Origin of the sequence: Bradyrhizobium sp. CCBAU 53351 (genome assembly GCF_015291745.1) — a bacterium.
In the GTDB taxonomy this organism is placed as follows: Bacteria; Pseudomonadota; Alphaproteobacteria; order Rhizobiales; family Xanthobacteraceae; genus Bradyrhizobium.
Genome location: NZ_CP030059.1, coordinates 5,369,818 through 5,386,804, shown reverse-complemented (window position 1 = coordinate 5,386,804; position 16,987 = coordinate 5,369,818). Strand labels below are relative to the sequence as shown.

The window sequence follows — 16,987 nt, the reverse complement described above, 5'->3', positions numbered from 1 at the left end:
GCCCGCCGCTAGCCGGCGCCGGGAGGCGGCGGCAGGAAGTGGATGTTGAACTCGGCCGCCATTGCCACCACGTCCTCCGGCTTCTGCTCCTTCATGTTGTGAAGGCCCCAGAACAGGTCGAACAGTTTTTTGGTCGGTGAGACCCAGAACAGCACTTTTGCGGTCTGCTCCGACTTGTTGAAGATGCCGTGCGGCACGCCCATGCCGAGGCGGATCAGGTCGCCGGCGGTCGCCTGCGCCTCCGAATTGCCCAGCACGAAATCGAGCTTGCCCTCCAGCATATAGAGATACTCATCCTGGTCGGGATGGATGTGCGGCGGCACGAACGTGCCGGGCGGCAAGGTCGCATGCCATGAGAAACTATGCTCGGTCTTGCTCTTCGGCACGTAGGTCTGGCCGAGAATATTCCAGGAAATCCCCTGAATGCCCTCATTGGCCCGCGTGATGCCGGTGATTTCGCTGCTCATTGAAGTCCTCCCTTAACGCGACGCTCGGCTCAGTTCGCAGCCTTGCAGTCCTTGGCGTAACGGTCGCCGTAATTCTCAAAAACCTTCTGCACGATCTCCGTCTGGAATTTGCCGTCCGGACGCTTGGCGACCTTGGTCAGGTAAAAGTCCTGGATCGGATAGCCGTTGGTGTTGAACTTGAAGGCGCCGCGCAGCGAGGTGAAATCCGCCTTCTTCAGTGCGGCTCCCACGGCATCCTTGTTCGAGAGGTCGCCCTTCACGGCCTTGACCGCACTGTCGATCAGCATCGCAGCATCGTAGGCCTGGAAGGCGTAGGTGCCGGGCACGATGTTGTAAGCGGCCTCGTAGGCGGCGACGAACTTCTTGTTCTGGGGATTGTCGAGGTTGGGCGCCCAGTTCGCGCCACCGAACATGCCGACTGCCGCATCTTGTTGCGCTGGCAGGGTCGATTCATCCACCGTGAAGGCCGAGAGCACCGGAATGCTGTCGGCGAGGCCGGCCTGTCGGTATTGCTTGACGAGATTGACGCCGAGGCCGCCCGGCATGAAAGTGAACAACGCATCGGGCTTCTGCGAGGAGATCTTGGACAGCTCCGGCTGGAAGTCCAGCGTGTTCAGCGGCATGTAGGATTCTTCGACGATCTCGCCCTTGTAGTCGAGCTTGAAGCCCGCTACCGAATCCTTGCCGGCCTGATAGTTCGGCACCATCAGGTACATCCGCTTGTAGCCGCGATCCTGCGCGACCTTGCCGAGGATCTCGTGCACCTGATCGTTCTGGTAAGAGGTCACATAGAAGAACGGGTTACAGTCCTTGCCGGCAAAGGTCGACGGACCCGCGTTGGGGCTGATCAGAAAGGTCTTCGATTCCGTGATGGGCCGGTGGATCGCCTGCAGGATGTTGGAGAAGATCGGGCCGACCACGAAGTCGACCTTGTCGCGCTCCAGAAGCCCCTTGATCTTCGTTACGGCCGCATCCGGCTTGAGCTCATCGTCGACCACGACAACCTCGACATCGCGGCCGCCCATCTTGCTGCCGAGATCCTTCACCGCAAGTGCAAAGCCGTCGCGAACTTGCTGACCCAGTGCGGCGGCAGGTCCCGACAGGGTCACCACCACACCCAGCTTGATCTTCTCCTGGGCGAGAGCGGGATCGAGTCCGAGCAGCAGCGCCAGTCCTGCCAAGGTCAATTGCGTCTTCATGGTCTCTCCCCCAATACGCTTACGCCCAATGCTGTAGCTTGGTCTTATCCAAGCTTAGTCTGATGACGGCGTCCGCGGCAAGCAAACCGAAGCGGCGCACCTTGCGTGGTGCGCCACGCCAACTGCCGCATGCAAGCGGCGCGCCAATTACTTGAAGCCTAAAGAAATTCGTATGCGGTCGATTGTTGCAGCTTTGGACTTGCGGCCGGCTCCGATTTATTTGAAGCTCAAAACGTTGGGAATCCGTGCCGGCGCCAATGCCCGCCGAGAGTGACTGCACCGAGATGCTCGATTCCGAGACCAAGGCCGTCGAAACGCCGGAAGACCACGCCGACGAGCTTCGGCTGTGGTTGCGCCTTCTGACCTGCACGACATTGATCGAGGGCGAGGTTCGCGGCCGTCTGCGGCAGCGGTTCGACGTCACGCTGCCGCGTTTCGATCTGATGGCCCAGCTCGACAAGGCGCCTGACGGCATGACCCTGTCCGATGTCTCCAAGCGCATGATGGTGTCGAACGGTAACGTCACCGGGCTCGTCGAGCGCCTTGTGGAATCCGGGCATCTCGATCGTCGTACCTCGGAAACCGACCGCCGTGTCCAGGTGATCCGCCTCACGAAACTCGGTCGCGCCGAGTTCCGCCGCATGGCTGCGGAGCACGAGACCTGGATCGCCGATCTGTTCGCCGACCTCACGCCGAAGGACGTGCGCGAATTGATGCGGCTGCTCGCCAAAACCAAGGCGTCGGCGCAAAAATCGGCCGCGCGCCGGCGGCCGTAAGGGCGGGGCCGGCTGGCCGCCCAATCCCTTTTGCCGCAGGAAAAAGCACCGGATGTCCAAAATCCGCTATTGCGCCAAATTGTTTTAAGCCTAAAATGTTTTCCAGATCGTGCTGCCGGGTGCAATCCATGCTGAAAGGAGCGTGCGATGGCCAACGCCGCCAAGGTTCAAGTGACGGGCTCCCATGACGGCAACGCCGCGACGGTCCATGTCGATAAGTTTGCGCAGCAGCATCTGCCGCCGCGCGAGCTGTGGCCCGAATTCATCTTCACGCGGCCGGAGCTGAACTATCCGCCACGATTGAATTGCGTGAGCTACTTCCTCGACCGCTGGGCCGAGCAGGGCCATGGCGATGCGCCCTGCGTCATCAGCCCCACCGTCAGCTATACCTATCGCGAGCTGCAAGCCCTGGTGAACCGCATCGCCAATGTGCTCGTCGGCAAGCTTGGTCTCGTCACCGGCGGCCGCGTGCTGCTGCGCTCCGCCAACAATCCGATGATGGTTGCGACCTATCTCGCAGTGATCAAGGCCGGCGGCATCGTGGTGGCGACCATGCCGCTGCTCCGCGCCAAGGAGCTGTCGTACCCGATCGAGAAAGCGGAGATCGCGCTCGCGCTGTGCGACGGCAAGCTTGCCGAGGAGATGGAGAGAGCGAAAGCTGCGGCGCCTAAGCTGAAGCGGGTTGTCTATTGGGGCAACGGCGCGGCGGACTCGCTCGAAGCGCTCATTGCCGATGCGAGCGCGGAGTTCAGGGCCGTCGATACCGCCTCTGATGACGTCTGCCTGATCGCCTTCACGTCCGGCACGACAGGCGATCCCAAGGGCACCATGCATTTCCATCGCGACATGCTCGCGGTCTGCGACGGGTATGCGCGCAACATATTGCGGGCCGAGCAGAAAGACCGCTTCGTCGGTTCGGCGCCGCTCGCCTTCACCTTCGGCTTCGGCGGCGTGCTGTTTCCGATGCATATCGGCGCCTCCTTTGTCGTGCTGGAGAAGACGACGCCGGACGACATTTTGACGGCGATCGAGCAGTACAAGACCACCGTCTGTTTCACCGCGCCCACGGCGTATCGCGCGATGATCGGCAAGCTCGCCGGCCGCGACATCTCTTCGCTGCGCAAATGCGTCTCCGCCGGCGAGACGTTGCCAAAGCCGACCTTCGACGCCTGGCTCAAGGCCACCGGCATCAAGTTGATGGACGGCATCGGCTCGACCGAGCTGCTGCACATCTTCATCAGCGCGACAGAAGATGAAATTCGTCCGGGTGCGACGGGCAAGCCCGTTCCGGGCTATGAGGCCAAGATCGTCGACGACGATGGCCGCGACGTGCCGCCGGGCACGATGGGCAAGCTTGCGGTGCGCGGGCCGACCGGCTGCCGCTATCTCGCTGACGAGCGCCAGCGCAAATATGTCCAGAACGGCTGGAACATCACCGGCGATACCTATCTGATGGATGGCGACGGCTATTTCTGGTACCAGTCGCGCTCCGACGACATGATCGTGTCGGCCGGCTACAATATCGCGGGCACCGACGTCGAGGCGGCCTTGCTCACGCATCCGGCGGTCGCCGAATGCGGTGTGGTCGGCGCCCCGGACGAGGCGCGCGGCATGATCGTGAAGGCCTATGTCGTCGCGGCGTCCGGCGTGACACCCGATGCACAGCTCGTGGCCGAGCTGCAGGAGCATGTCAAACGCGAGATCGCGCCGTATAAATATCCGCGCGCCATCGAGTTCGTCGCGCAACTGCCGAAGACCGAGACCGGAAAATTGAAGCGCTTTGCACTGCGGCAACTGGCGCAGGCCGCCGCCACGTCCTCGGGCGTCGCGGCGGAATGAGAAGGATGGAGAATTGTCCGTGACGACGCCGAAAGGCCCGCAACTCGCGGTACTGCCGACAGCGGCTGAGGATGAAACCCCTGCGCGGGTCCAGGTGCTCCAGCCGTCGGGCTGGCCGATGCCGAAGGGCTATGCCAATGGCATGGCCGCCGAAGGGCGCATCGTCGTCACCGGCGGGGTAATCGGCTGGGATGCTGAAGAGCGTCTCGCCGACGGCTTTGTCGCGCAGGTTCATCAGACCTTGAGCAACATCGCCGCGATCCTGAATGAGGCTGGTGCCCGGCCCGAGCACCTCGTGCGGCTGACCTGGTACGTCGTCGACATGGACGAGTACCTGTCCAACCTGAAGGAGCTCGGCAAGATCTACCGTGCCATCCTCGGCGCACATTACCCAGCGATGGCGCTGGTCCAGGTGGTGCGCCTCGTGGAGAAGGCGGCGCGCGTCGAGATCGAGGCCACCGCCGTCATTCCGCGCTGAGGCGCGCTGGCTCAGCGCGTCTTGTCAGCTTGACTTGTCAGCTTGCCTTGGCGAGCTCGTCATCCTCGGGCGAGTTCAGATAGATGCCCGACATGGTGTCGACCCAGCACAGATGGTCGTGCACCTTCTTCACGCCGTCGACGTTCTCCGCGGCGACCATTGCGGCCTGCCGCGTGCGCTCTTCGGTGATGACTCCGCTGAGGTGAACGATACCGTCGCGGACGATCACGTTCAGCCCGAACGGGCACCACTCGTTCTTCTCCATGGTCTCGATGATGCGGCTGCGGATGTGATCGTCGTCCGCCGTCGGATCCGGCACCTCGCGGGCCAGCCCCGCCACCGCCTGCAGCAGATTGGCGCGCGAGACGATGCCGACGACCTTGTCGCCGCGCACCACCGGCAGCCGCTTGACGTTGTTCCGCTCCATGAGGTCGACGATCTCCGCAAGCGCCGTATCCTCCGTGATGGTGACGGGCGTGTCGGTCATCACTTCCGAGACCTTGCGGCCGTGCTCATGGACGAAATCGCTGGCGGATTTGCCTGGACCCAGGATGAATCGCAGCCAGCGTCCGCGCTTGCGCCCGGTGCCGATCTCACTGCGGCGGATGAAATCGCCTTCAGAGACGACACCGACCAGCTTGCCGGTCTCGTCGACCACGGTGAGGCCGCTGACATGCCGCTTCAGCATGATATTCGCCGCCTCGACGATGCTGGTGTCGGGGGTAACCGAGATGACCGACCGGGTCATGATCTGGTGGGCGCGCATGGACAACTCCGCTGGCTTGTCGAATTTCGATGGGCGAAACTAGCTCCGGCGTCGGGCTGCGGCTTGACTCAGGTCAATGGGAGGAGCCCGCCCGCTCCGATGAAGCAATTGTGATCCCCGCCGGGATTTGATGCAGCTCAACGCGTACGGGAGGCCTCGCCATATCCTGCCGCCGACGTCGAACAGAACCCTTCGGGAACATTGAGCCATGAGCGTCGTGCAGATATTTCCACGGACCGAAGAGCCGGTTGTGCAGGCTCTTCCCGTCAATCCCGCTGCTGGTCCCGAAGCCTCGACGGCGAGTTCGGAAAAGCATGTGGAAATGCCGGCTGCCGCCGATCCTTTGCCTGCGTCGGAGCCATATCCGCTCGACCGCGCGTTTCACGCGATGCTGGCGCGGTTCACGGGCGGCATTTCGCCGCTGGCCCTGTCGCTCGCCTGGCTCGACTGGAGCGCGCACCTCGCTGCTGCGCCGCAGCGCCAGATGGAGATTTCCCGCAACATCCTTCGCGATGCCGGCCGGCTGGCAGAAGCCGCCGCGCACGCGGCATCGCCGGAGCAGAAGCCTTGGTCGGTGATCCAGCCGCAGGGACGGGATCGCCGCTTCAGCGGACCGCAATGGGAGACCGCGCCGTTCAATCTGCTCGGGCAGGGGTTCTTGCTCACCGAGCGGTGGTGGCACGATGCCACGACGGGCGTGCGCGGCGTGTCGCATGCCAATGAAGCCATCGTCGAGTTTTCGATGCGTCAGATGCTCGATATGTTGGCGCCCTCGAATTTTGCGGCCACCAATCCGAAGGTGCTGGAGAAGGCGTTCCAGAGTGGCGGGGAGAATTTCGTCTTCGGCTGGCAGAACTGGTGCAGCGATCTGATGCGCCTGCTCACCGGCTCGAGATTGGCGGATGACGGGCAGTTCATAGTCGGCAAGACAGTGGCGGCTTCACCCGGCAAGGTGGTCTATCGCAATGAGCTGATCGAGCTGATTCAGTACTCTCCGGCCACCGCGCAGGTCCGGCCCGAACCGATCCTGATCGTGCCGGCCTGGATCATGAAATACTACATTCTCGATCTCTCGCCGCAGAACTCGCTGGTCAAATATCTGACCAGTCAAGGCTTCACTGTATTCGCGATCTCCTGGCGCAATCCGGATGCGAGGGATCGGAATCTCGCCTTCGACGATTATCGCAGGCTGGGCGTCATGGCGGCGCTGGACGTGATGGGTAAGATCATGCCGGGTCGGAAGACCCATGCGCTCGGCTATTGTCTGGGCGGCACGTTGCTGTCGATCGCCGCCGCCGCGATGGCGCGCGATGGTGATCATCGCCTCGGCACGGTCACTCTTCTTGCGGCCCAGACCGACTTCACAGAGGCCGGAGAGCTGACGCTGTTCATCAATGAGAGCCAGGTCGCCTTTCTCGAAGACATGATGTGGCAGCGCGGCTATCTCGACACGACGCAGATGGCCGGGGCCTTCCAGCTGCTGCGCTCCAACGAATTGATCTGGTCGCGGCTGTCGCACGATTATCTGATGGGCGATGGCGCGCCATTGAACGATTTGATGGCCTGGAACGCGGACGCCACGCGATTACCGTATCGCATGCATTCGGAATATCTGCGAAAGCTGTTCCTCGACAATGATCTGGCCGAGGGGCGTTATCACGTCGGCGGCCGGAGCGTTTCGCTGTCCGATATTCACGCGCCGATGTTCGTAGTTGGCACGCTCGCCGATCACGTGGCGCCGTGGCGATCCGTCTACAAAATCCACTATCAGGTCGATGCCGACGTGACGTTCCTGTTGACCAGCGGCGGCCACAATGCCGGTGTCGTCGCGCCTCCCGATGAGCCCGGCCATTTCTATCAGGTGCTGACCAAGGCTGCCGATGCGCCTTATGTCGGTGCGGACGAATGGCTGAAGCTGGCTTCGCGCGTTGAAGGATCGTGGTGGCCGGAATGGGCCGAATGGCTGGCGGCGCGCTCCGGCGCGCCCTGCGATCCGCCGCAGATCGGAGTTGGAGACGCCGCGGAACTACCCGATGCGCCGGGGGACTACGTCCACACCTAAGTCTCCGGCTCGGAATTCGGCGCGAGGTCCGAGGAGCGGAATGGCTTGGTCTTGTCGAGTTTGCGGTAGGCCGTCGAGGCCTTCCGCAACAATTTCTTCTCCCGCTTGCGGTCGAGGAAACGATGGCCGGCCTCGAGGCCGGCGCCGTTCAGCGATGCCGCCAGCGCTTGTCCACGTGCATCGTCGTTCAATTGTCCGAGCGAGCGCTGTGCCTTGCGCAATTGCTTGAGGATGGACTTTTGCGTGGCTGCCGCCTCATCGGCGAACAAGTCCTGGAGCGACTCGACCGAATAGGTCATCCGCTTGTTCAGGAGCCGCAGCTTGTGGCGTTTCTCGACGTCGAGCTTGCGGAGCTTGCGCGCTTTCTTGAGCAGCGTCGTCTCCCACGCGGTCAGCCGCTCCGTCGCATGTTCGGCGAGCGTGCAGCGGCGTAATCGGATGGCTTCCTTGCTGCGCCGGGTCGACCAGGGCCCGCTCTCGATCCAGGCGGAGGTCTGCTCGACAAGGCGGCGATAGCGCGCGGATTGCAATGCGCGCGCCAGCTGGCGGTGGCTCTCGGCGCGCTTTTCGCCCCAGTGCTGCAGCTCGGCGACCTCTGAAAGCTCGCCGTCGCTTTCGGCGATGACCCGCTCGATCGCCACATCGAGGTCCCGGACCATGCCGAGCTGGCCGTTCAGCCATTTCAGCTCCGCCCAGACATGTGGCCGCAGGGCGTCGTCGACCATCGGCGAGAAGAAGCGGATGGCGGTGCGCAGATGCGTCAGCGCGATCCGGATCTGATGCAGCGCGTCGGGATCGCCGCGGCAAGTGCCGTCATGCTGGGCGAGGACGGAAGCGAGGTGGCGGCGCGCGATGATCCGGAACGCCGTATCGCAGGCCATGCCGGGGCTGAGGCGGCCGGGCAGGGCATTGCGCCGCGCCGCCGGCGTGATGCGAGCGGTCGTCGCGGACGTGCTAGGTCGTGCCATCTTTGCCCGCGCCAATCAGATTGCCCTGTTTGCCTTCAGCGATCGCGTTCCGACAGGTCTGGAACGTCTGCTCTGGTGTCCCGGATGCATCGATGGTCGCCCAACCGATATGGCCGATATTATAGTGCTCCTGCTGCGCGGCAACCTCTTGCGTGGCATCGGATGCGTCGCCCCGCCGGTTTCCGATCCGCATCTGCCGGGTCGCGAGGTCTGCGACCAGAAACAGGCCGTGCAGCGGCACGTTGCGCTCGCGCGCCAGTGCGGCGATCGCGTCCCGTTCGTCCTCGCGGGCAAACACGCCGTCGATAACAGCCGAATGGCCTTGCGCCAGCACCCGCCGGGCGAGCTGCACCAGCGTGTCATAGACGCGCGCCGCATGCTCCGGCGTGTAGGCCGACGGCGGCAGGCGGTGGGTGTCCTCGACCCCGAACATCTGCTTGCGGACGAGGTCGCTGCGCAGCACGACGGCTCCTGGCGGCGGCGCGACGAGGGGCGCAAGCGCTTGCGCCAAGACCGTCTTGCCGGTGCCTGACAATCCGGCCACCGCAATCAGGCGCGGCGCAGCAGGATGTATCAGTATCCTGGCAAGATCAAAATAGCGCCGTGCCTGGTCGAGAATGCCGGCGTCATCGGTATGCGGCGGCCTCAGCCGCGCCAGGGCGACCTGGGCGCGGATCGCCGCGCGGATGGACGTGAACAGCGGCAGGGCCGAGAGCGCGTCGAGATTGTCGGCGGGCGTCGCGGCGAGATAGCGGTTCAGGACGATGTTGGCCGCCCGTGGCTGATCGTGGTGCAACAGGTCCATCAGCGCAAATGCGAGATCGTAGAGCACGTCCACGGTCGCCATCTGCGCGTCGAACTCGATGGCGTCGAACAGCACGGGCAGTTCGTCGATCAGCACGATGTTCGCCAGATGCAGGTCGCCATGACAGCGCCGCACGAAACCCTGGCGGCCGCGCTCTTTGAGCAGGGGACGGAGGCGCAAAAAGGCCTCGCGCGAAGCCTGGCTGAGCTTGTCGATGTCTCCCGCGTCGAAATGGCCGCCGGCCTGCAGGCCGTGGCTGTTGCCGTCGATCAAGGCGGGAATGGACGAGATCCATGCTTCGCCGTCGGCGCAAGTCGCCGCGCCATGGGAAGCCACGATCGCGTCGGCAGCAGCCGAGGCGAGCTTGGCATCCAGCGGGCCGGCCGTCGCCAGATGATCCAGCGTCCGGTTCTCGTCGAAGCGCGACATCTCCACCGCATACTCGATCGGCCGGCCGGGGCCGCCGACCTGCACCGATCCGCCCGGCTCCTCCGTGATCGCCACGACGCGATGATAGATCTGCGGCGCCAGTGGCCGGTTTATCCTGATCTCCTCCTCGCATGCCGCCTTGCGCTTCTCGAGCGTCGAGTAATCGAGGAAGGAAAACCGGACGGCGCGCTTGATCTTCAACGCGCGCGTCCCGTCGAGGAACACCGAGGCTGCGTGCGTGTCGATCCGCGTCACGCCGGGATGGCCGGTCAGCGTCCGGAAGATCCGCTCCTGGGCCGCCATTTCGTCTGTCATGGAGTCAGGCATCCGAAAGCACCGTCAGGGCGTCAGCACGGCCGCGCCGAGAATCTGACCGGCTCTCAGCATGGTCAGAACCTCATTGGCCTGATGAAGCGGAAATTCCGTCGTCTCGGTGCGCACGCCGGCTTGCGGAGCGATCTTGAGAAAATCGAGGCCGTCCTGCCGGGTGAGATTGGCGACCGAGACCAGTTGCCGCTCCTGCCAGAGCAGATGGTACGGAAAGCTTGGAATGTCGGTCATGTGGATACCGGCGCATACGACGCGACCGCCTTTGCGCACGGCGCGCAGCGCAGCCGGAACGAGCTCGCCTGATGGTGCGAAGATGATGGCGGCGTCCAGCGGCTCGTCAGGCACTTCGTCTGATGCTCCTGCCCAAACGGCGCCGAGACGGCGCGCAAGATCTTGCGGAGCGACGTCACCGCGTCGCGTGAACGCATGGACGGATCGTCCCTGCCAGCGCGCGACTTGCGCAATGATGTGGCCGGCCGCGCCGAAACCATAGAGGCCGAGCCGTTCGGCTGAGCCGGCCAGCACCAGTGAGCGCCAGCCGATCAGCCCCGCGCATAGCAGAGGCGCAATCTCCACGTCGTTGCCGTCTTCACCGAGCGGGAAGGCGTAGCGTGCCTCGGCAATGGCGTGGGTCGCGTAGCCGCCGTCGCGCGTGTAGCCGGTGAACTCTGGTGCGTCACACAAGTTTTCCTTGCCCTCCCTGCAGAAGCGACAATGTCCGCAGGTGAAGCCGAGCCAGGGGATGCCGACGCGGTCACCGGGCGTATGCGTTGTGACATTCGGGCCCACGAGATCGACCCGACCGACAATCTCGTGACCGGGCACGATCGGATAGCGAATGTCGGGCAGCTCGGCGTCGATGAGGTGAAGATCGGTGCGGCATACCCCGCAGGCGCTGATCTTCACGCGGAGCTGCCCTTCGCCGGGGATCGGGTCAGGCCGCTCCTCCATCTGGAGGCGCGTTTGTGGGGCCGGCAACACCATCGCACGCATCGGTCTCTCCAGGGTGAACCGCGCTCCCATCGAACTATCCATAGAATAGCCGAGTGGCCAGTCCTTGACGTCGGTCAACGCCTGTTCCCGACCGACCGAACCGGGTTCCTTTGGCTTGACCAGGATCAAGCGTCTCGACCAAAGCCGGCCTATTGTGGCGGCCAAGGAGAATCCCGATGCCCATCAAGGACGTCTTTCTGCCGCTTATCGGTCAGCCGCGTGGGCCGGCCCTGGTTGCGATCGAGAAATGCGTGACTGTTGCCGCCGATCTCGGCGCCAGGATCACCGCGCTCGCGCTCGAGGAAGAGGTGTACGAGCGGCCGAAGGTGATGCTGCTCAGCGATCACGAGGCCGCGGAGGCCGCCAGCTCGCGCGAGCCGAGCGACATGCAGCAGCTCCTCAACGCATTCACCAATGCGACATCCAGCGCCAACATTCGCGCCCAGAGCCGAGCGGGCAAGGTGCCGGCGGACCAGATCGCGGCGGTCCTCGCCGAGTATGCCCGTTTCAACGATCTTACGCTGCTTCCCGTGAAGCCGCACGATAGTCGAACGGAGAGCATTGTCGAAGCCTTCCTGTTCGGATCCGGCCGGCCGCTTCTGCTCTGTCCGGAACATCTCGCAGGCAACCTTCGGTCCAAATTCGAGAACGTCATGATCGCCTGGGATCACTCCGCGCGTGCAGCGCGAGCGGTCGGCGACGCGCTGCCGGTTCTGCAGGCGGCGGCCTCTGTCCGCGTGGTGACCGTGGCGGATGACAAGACCGACGCGATCGTGCAATCCGGAACCGCCTTGGTCGATCATCTGAGGGAACACGGCGTTCACGCCTCGTTCGAAACGGCGAAAGGCCGCGGCAGCTCGATCGGCAAGGTCCTGGGGAACTGGGTGAATTCCCACGGGATGGATGCGATCGTGATGGGCGCCTATCATCATTCGCGCCTGAACGAGGTCGTCTGGGGCGGTGTGACAAAGACCGTCATTGGCGAGCCACCGTGCTGGGTTATGATCTCGCACTAGGCTCACTATTTTTCCGGCCTGATCGTCAACCATCGAAACCGTCGCTGACCGGGCGCATTTGCTTTCATGTCAACCTATCGTCTGAGCAATCTGCTGGCGCCGCGTTCAGTCGCACTCGTCGGCGCGAGCGCCCGTCCGGTCTCCGTGGGACGCGCCGTTCTGGAGAATATCCACAAGGCCCAATTCAAGGGGCGGTTCGGCCTCGTCAATCCGCGTCATGCCGAAATCGGCGGCATCGCGGCCGTGAAAAGTCTGGACGGGTTGGACTTCGTGCCCGAGCTCGTGGTCGTCACCGCGCCTGCGCGTGAGATTCCCGGCATCATCGACCAGGCCGGGCGTCGCGGCTCGGCGGGCGCCTTGATCGTTTCGGCCGGGCTCGGCCACGGACCGGGATCTCTGCACGAGGCTGCCGTCACGGCGGCCCACAAATGCGGCATGCGGCTGATTGGACCGAATTGTCTTGGCATCATGATGCCCGGCGTCAGCCTGAATGCCAGCTTTGCAGCGCATATGCCGGGGGCGGGTAGCCTCGCGCTGATCTCGCAGTCGGGCGCGATCGCTGCCGGCATGGTCGACTGGGCGGCGCAGCGTGGCGTCGGCTTCTCCGGCATCGTCTCGATCGGCGATCAGATGGACGTCGATATTGCCGATCTGCTCGACTATTTCGCGATGGATCACAAGACACGCGCGATCCTGCTCTACATCGAGTCCATCAAGGACGCGCGCAAGTTCATGTCGGCGGCACGCGCCGCCGCGCGCGTAAAGCCCGTCGTCGTGGTGAAGTCCGGCCGCATGGCGCAGGGTGCGAAGGCGGCTGCCACGCATACCGGCGCGCTTGCCGGCGCCGACGCCGTCTATGACGCGGCGTTCCGCCGCGCCGGCGTGCTGCGGGTCTCCGATCTGCGGGAGCTGTTCGATTGCGCCGAGACACTCGGCCGCGTCGAATCGCCGACCGGAAAGCGCCTCGCCATCCTGACCAATGGTGGCGGCATCGGCGTGCTCGCCGTCGACCGACTGGTCGAGCTCGGCGGGATTCCGGCGACCATCTCGGCGGAGGCGCGCAAGAAGCTCGATGCGGCTCTGCCGCCGACCTGGTCCCGTGCGAATCCCGTCGACATCGTCGGCGACGCCGACGCCTCGCGCTACGCGGCGGCGCTGGAGGTGCTGCTGGCTGATCGCGACAATGACGCGGTCCTGGTCCTCAACGTGCAAACGGCGATCGCCTCGGCAGCCGAGATCGCCACCACCGTGACGGAGCTCGTCGCCAAGTATCGCGAACAGCACCGCCGATGGGCGAAGCCGGTGCTGGCGTCCTGGGTCGGGGCCGATCAGGGCATCATTCAGGCGCTGTCCGGTGCCGGAATGCCGAATTATCCGACCGAGGACGACGCGGTGCGCGGCTTCATGCATCTGGTCCGGCACCGCGAGGTGGTCGAGGAGCTGAGTCAGGTCCCCCCCGCGATGCCCGACACATTCGTTCCGGACGCGCGAGGGGCGAGGCAGATCGTCACTGCCGCGATCGCGGATGGCCGCCAATGGCTCGAGCCGGTCGAGATCAAGCATCTGCTCGAAGCCTATGACATCGCGATGGTGCCGACCTATGCGGCAGCCGATGTCGAGCAGGCGGTGACCTATGCGAAGGACATCTTCGGACAGGGCGGGACCGTCGTCTTGAAGATCATGTCGCGCGACATCGTCCACAAATCCGATGTCGGCGGCGTCGTGCTCAATCTGACGACGCCGGAGGCCGTGCGTGCGGCCACCTCCGATATTCTCGCCCGGGCAAGAAAGCTGCGGCCTGAGGCCCGCATCGGCGGCGTCATCGTCCAGGCCATGGTCGTCAAGGCGAAGGCGCGCGAGCTGATCCTGGGTCTCGCCGACGATCCCACTTTCGGCACCGTCGTGGTGTTCGGCCGTGGCGGCACGGCGGTAGAGATCATCAACGACAAGGCGCTTGCGCTGCCGCCGCTGGATTTGCAGCTCGCCCGCGATTTGATCGACCGTACGCGCGTGTCGCGGTTGCTGAAGGCCTATCGTGACGTGCCGGCGGTCAAGGAGGACGCTGTGGGCCTGGTGCTGGTCAAGCTGGCGCAGATGGCCGCCGACATTCCCGAAATCCACGAGTTCGACATCAACCCGCTGCTGGCGGACGAGACCGGCGTGACCGCGGTCGATGCCCGCGTCGCGGTCGGCCCGCCGCAACGGAAGTTTGTCGGCTCCGGCCCGGCCAATTTCGCGGTTCGTGCCTATCCCTCGCAATGGGAGCGCCGCCTCAAGCTCAAGGACGACTGGCGCATCTTCGTGCGGCCCATGCGTCCCGAGGACGAGCCGACCATCCATGAATTCCTGCGTCACGTCACGCCACACGACCTTCGCCTGCGGTTCTTCGCGCCGATGAAGGAGTTCACCCACGAGTTCATCGCGCGCCTGACCCAGCTCGACTATGCGCGCGCGATGGCCTTCATTGCATTCGACGAGGCCACCGGCGAGATGGTCGGCGTGGTCCGGCTGCACTCGGATTCGATCTACGAGAGCGGGGAGTACGCGATCCTGCTGCGGTCCGATCTCAAGGGCAGGGGGCTCGGTTGGGCGCTGATGCAGCTCATCATCACCTACGCCAAGTCGGAAGGGTTGAAGGTTATTTCGGGCGACGTGCTCCAGGAGAACACCGTGATGCTCGAAATGTGCCGAAATCTCGGCTTCGAGGTCAAGCCGGATCCGGCTGAGCCTGACATCTGCGACGTCAAGCTGAAGCTCTGAGCGCGCCCCTTCAGGAGCGGGCTTCGCCCGGACTCGCCGCGGCGGAGGACTTGGCCGAAGACTTGGCCGTTGACCGCAAATTCTTCACGATGATCGCGATCAGTGGCACCAGCACCGGCACGATCGTGCTGAGCGGATGATGCACCGCGCCGGACACCTGGGCCTGGAGCGCGCGCGCCTCAAGCTGAAGGGCTTCGATGGAGGCGTCGTGGATCTCGCTGGCGAGCTCGATGTCACGGCCTGACGGAGCGCGGCCGGCGATCAGGAAGAGAGCGGCCGCGATGGCAAAATTGACGGCGCCGAGGATGGCCGCCGCGGCAATCGCACTCCAGATCTGGACCAGCGCGAAATAGGCCGACAGCTCCAGCATCAGGAGCCCGAATGCCGCGATCAGGGCCGCAAAGGCGCGCAGGCCGAGGCCGACCAGCAGATGGCAAAGCCTGATGTCCGCGATGATCCTGTCCGTGCGCCACAGCGCGCGCAAATGTTTGACCACATTCTCGGTATTCACCTAGTGTCTCCTCAGCATGAAGCCGACGACCACGCCGAGCGCGAAGGCCGAGGCGAGCGACGTGATCGGACGGTCCGCAATGAGGCTCTGAAGCTGCTCCTGCTCTTCGTCGACGGTCTCTCCAAGCTCGGTCAGCGCGGCCCTGATCTGATCGGCGAGTGCCTCGGCGCGATCTTTCGAGCTCTCGAACATCTCTTCGCCGGCGGTGCTCAGCAAGCGCGTGACGTCGACCTTCAATGCGTGCAGTTCTTCACTCATCCTGTCACTGTCGAACATGGACCTGATATCCCCATTGAACGAAAGCGAGCCTAGGGCCCGCCCGCGCCTTCGCGCTTGATTTGCGTCAATCGGCTGTGCTGCTCTGCTCTTGAGACAGGTCAAGCCGGCCGCCATATGCTGGCCTAGAAATGCGGTCTGAATTGCGGACCAATTGTCCCGATGAGGTGGAAGTGTGAACCACGAACCGCTGTTGCTCGCGACGCCGTCCGGCGACGTTCTGAACTTGCGCCCCGAAGGGCCCTGGACCGCCGCGAATGTGGTGACGCTCGAGACCTTGTCCCACTCGGTCGGAGTGGACGTCGATCGATCGCGCGTCGTCACCCTGGACATGTCGGGCGTCAGTGCGCTCGATACGCTCGGCGCCTGGGTCTTGGAGAAATTGTCGCGCAGGGCCGCATCGTCAGGGCGATCGGCCGAATTCGTGGGCGTCGCCGATCAGTTCAGCGGGCTGATGGACGAGGTGCGGCAGGTCAACCGCCAGACGCCGGCCCCGACGGCTGCGCCCAATCCGGTCGTGGCGAGGCTCGGGGATCTCGGCAAGTCCACGCTCAGTGCGCGTGAAGACGTCACGATCTTCCTCCAGATGCTCGGCGCGTTGTTCATGGCCGTCATCGGCGTGCTGCGTCGGCCGGGTTCGTTGCGGCTGACGTCGCTGGTCTATCAGCTCTACCGCATCGGATGGCAGGCGATCCCCATCGTGGCGTTGATCACCTTCCTGATCGGCGCCATCATCGCGCAGCAGGGCTTCTTCCATTTCCGCAGATTCGGCGCCGAGTCCTACACCGTCGACATGGTCGGCATCCTGGTGCTCCGTGAGCTCGGCGTGCTGATCGTCGCCATCATGGTCGCCGGCCGGTCGGGAAGCGCGTACACCGCCGAGCTCGGCTCGATGAAGATGCGCGAGGAGATCGATGCGCTCTCGACCATGGGGCTCGATCCCGTCGAGGTCCTGATCCTGCCGCGCGTTGCGGCCCTGGTCATCGCGCTGCCCATCCTCACCTTCATCGGATCGATCGCCGCGCTCTATGGCGGCGGCCTCGTCGCGCAGTTCTATGGCGACATGGGCCCGGCGATCTACATCGCGCGGCTGCACGAGGCCATCTCCGTCACTCATTTCGAGGTGGGCATCCTGAAGGCGCCGTTCATGGCGCTGGTGATCGGGATCGTGGCCTGCAGCGAGGGATTGCGCGTCAAGGGCAGCGCGGAGTCGCTCGGGCGGCAGACCACGACGTCGGTGGTGAAGTCGATCTTCCTGGTGATCGTGCTCGACGGACTGTTCGCGATCTTCTTCGCTTCGATCGGAATGTGA

15 protein-coding genes are annotated in these 16,987 nt (G+C 64.2%); 7 read left to right on the top strand and 8 right to left on the bottom strand.

Annotation, left to right across the window (positions count from 1 at the left end):
* Positions 1–8: 8 nt before the first annotated feature.
* Both XH83_RS25535 and XH83_RS25530 read right to left on the bottom strand, forming a co-directional pair.
* The gene (locus XH83_RS25535; protein WP_194403459.1) at positions 9–467 is read right to left on the bottom strand and encodes a cupin domain-containing protein; all 459 of its coding nucleotides are present in this window, start codon (positions 465–467) and stop codon (positions 9–11) included.
* A 29-nt stretch (positions 468–496) separates the two neighbouring features.
* Positions 497–1,666 (bottom strand): ABC transporter substrate-binding protein, encoded by a 1,170-nt coding sequence (locus XH83_RS25530; protein WP_194403458.1) that lies wholly within the window; start codon positions 1,664–1,666, stop codon positions 497–499.
* 257 nt (positions 1,667–1,923) lie between these two features.
* On the opposite strand from XH83_RS25530, the gene XH83_RS25525 reads away from it, so the two are divergent.
* From XH83_RS25525 to XH83_RS25515, 3 genes are all read left to right on the top strand, one after another.
* Positions 1,924–2,442 carry a MarR family winged helix-turn-helix transcriptional regulator gene (locus tag XH83_RS25525; RefSeq protein WP_194403457.1) on the top strand — a complete coding sequence of 173 codons (519 nt, stop codon included), beginning with the start codon at positions 1,924–1,926 and terminating at the stop codon, positions 2,440–2,442.
* Between the two features lie 147 nt (positions 2,443–2,589).
* The gene (locus XH83_RS25520; protein ID WP_194403456.1) at positions 2,590–4,281 is read left to right on the top strand and encodes a benzoate-CoA ligase family protein; all 1,692 of its coding nucleotides are present in this window, start codon (positions 2,590–2,592) and stop codon (positions 4,279–4,281) included.
* A 19-nt stretch (positions 4,282–4,300) separates the two neighbouring features.
* On the top strand, positions 4,301–4,759 hold the full coding sequence (locus XH83_RS25515; protein WP_371746142.1) for a RidA family protein: 459 nt from the start codon (positions 4,301–4,303) through the stop codon (positions 4,757–4,759).
* Between the two features lie 37 nt (positions 4,760–4,796).
* Here XH83_RS25515 and XH83_RS25510 read toward each other — a convergent pair whose 3' ends face one another.
* Positions 4,797–5,525: a CBS domain-containing protein gene (locus tag XH83_RS25510; protein WP_194403454.1), complete on the bottom strand. Its 729-nt coding sequence runs from the start codon at positions 5,523–5,525 to the stop codon at positions 4,797–4,799.
* A gap of 208 nt (positions 5,526–5,733) precedes the next feature.
* Between XH83_RS25510 and XH83_RS25505 the strand changes: the two genes are divergently transcribed.
* Positions 5,734–7,587, top strand: coding sequence for an alpha/beta hydrolase (locus XH83_RS25505; RefSeq protein WP_194403453.1), 1,854 nt, complete (start codon positions 5,734–5,736; stop codon positions 7,585–7,587).
* On the opposite strand, the gene XH83_RS25500 is transcribed toward XH83_RS25505, so the two are convergent.
* From XH83_RS25500 to XH83_RS25490, 3 genes are read right to left on the bottom strand one after another with little or no spacing between them, the layout of a single operon-like run.
* A complete protein-coding gene (locus tag XH83_RS25500; protein ID WP_194403452.1) occupies positions 7,584–8,555 on the bottom strand; it encodes a CHAD domain-containing protein in 972 nt (323 codons plus the stop codon). The two genes, XH83_RS25505 and XH83_RS25500, sit on opposite strands and share 4 nt — an antisense overlap.
* A complete protein-coding gene (locus XH83_RS25495; protein WP_194403451.1) occupies positions 8,542–10,104 on the bottom strand; it encodes a bifunctional aminoglycoside phosphotransferase/ATP-binding protein in 1,563 nt (520 codons plus the stop codon). Before XH83_RS25495 ends, XH83_RS25500 begins: the two co-directional genes overlap by 14 nt.
* Before the next feature lie 24 nt (positions 10,105–10,128).
* The gene (locus XH83_RS25490; RefSeq protein ID WP_194403450.1) at positions 10,129–11,112 is read right to left on the bottom strand and encodes a zinc-dependent alcohol dehydrogenase family protein; all 984 of its coding nucleotides are present in this window, start codon (positions 11,110–11,112) and stop codon (positions 10,129–10,131) included.
* Between the two features lie 176 nt (positions 11,113–11,288).
* On the opposite strand from XH83_RS25490, the gene XH83_RS25485 reads away from it, so the two are divergent.
* Both XH83_RS25485 and XH83_RS25480 read left to right on the top strand, forming a co-directional pair.
* A complete protein-coding gene (locus XH83_RS25485; RefSeq protein ID WP_194403449.1) occupies positions 11,289–12,128 on the top strand; it encodes a universal stress protein in 840 nt (279 codons plus the stop codon).
* Between the two features lie 66 nt (positions 12,129–12,194).
* Positions 12,195–14,888, top strand: coding sequence for a bifunctional acetate--CoA ligase family protein/GNAT family N-acetyltransferase (locus XH83_RS25480; RefSeq protein WP_194403448.1), 2,694 nt, complete (start codon positions 12,195–12,197; stop codon positions 14,886–14,888).
* Between the two features lie 10 nt (positions 14,889–14,898).
* On the opposite strand, the gene XH83_RS25475 is transcribed toward XH83_RS25480, so the two are convergent.
* Entirely contained in the window at positions 14,899–15,399 is a 501-nt protein-coding gene (locus XH83_RS25475; RefSeq protein ID WP_194403447.1) for a phage holin family protein, read from the bottom strand.
* Positions 15,400–15,675 carry a hypothetical protein gene (locus XH83_RS25470; protein WP_194403446.1) on the bottom strand — a complete coding sequence of 92 codons (276 nt, stop codon included), beginning with the start codon at positions 15,673–15,675 and terminating at the stop codon, positions 15,400–15,402.
* A gap of 175 nt (positions 15,676–15,850) precedes the next feature.
* On the opposite strand from XH83_RS25470, the gene XH83_RS25465 reads away from it, so the two are divergent.
* On the top strand, positions 15,851–16,987 hold the full coding sequence (locus tag XH83_RS25465; RefSeq protein WP_194403445.1) for an ABC transporter permease: 1,137 nt from the start codon (positions 15,851–15,853) through the stop codon (positions 16,985–16,987).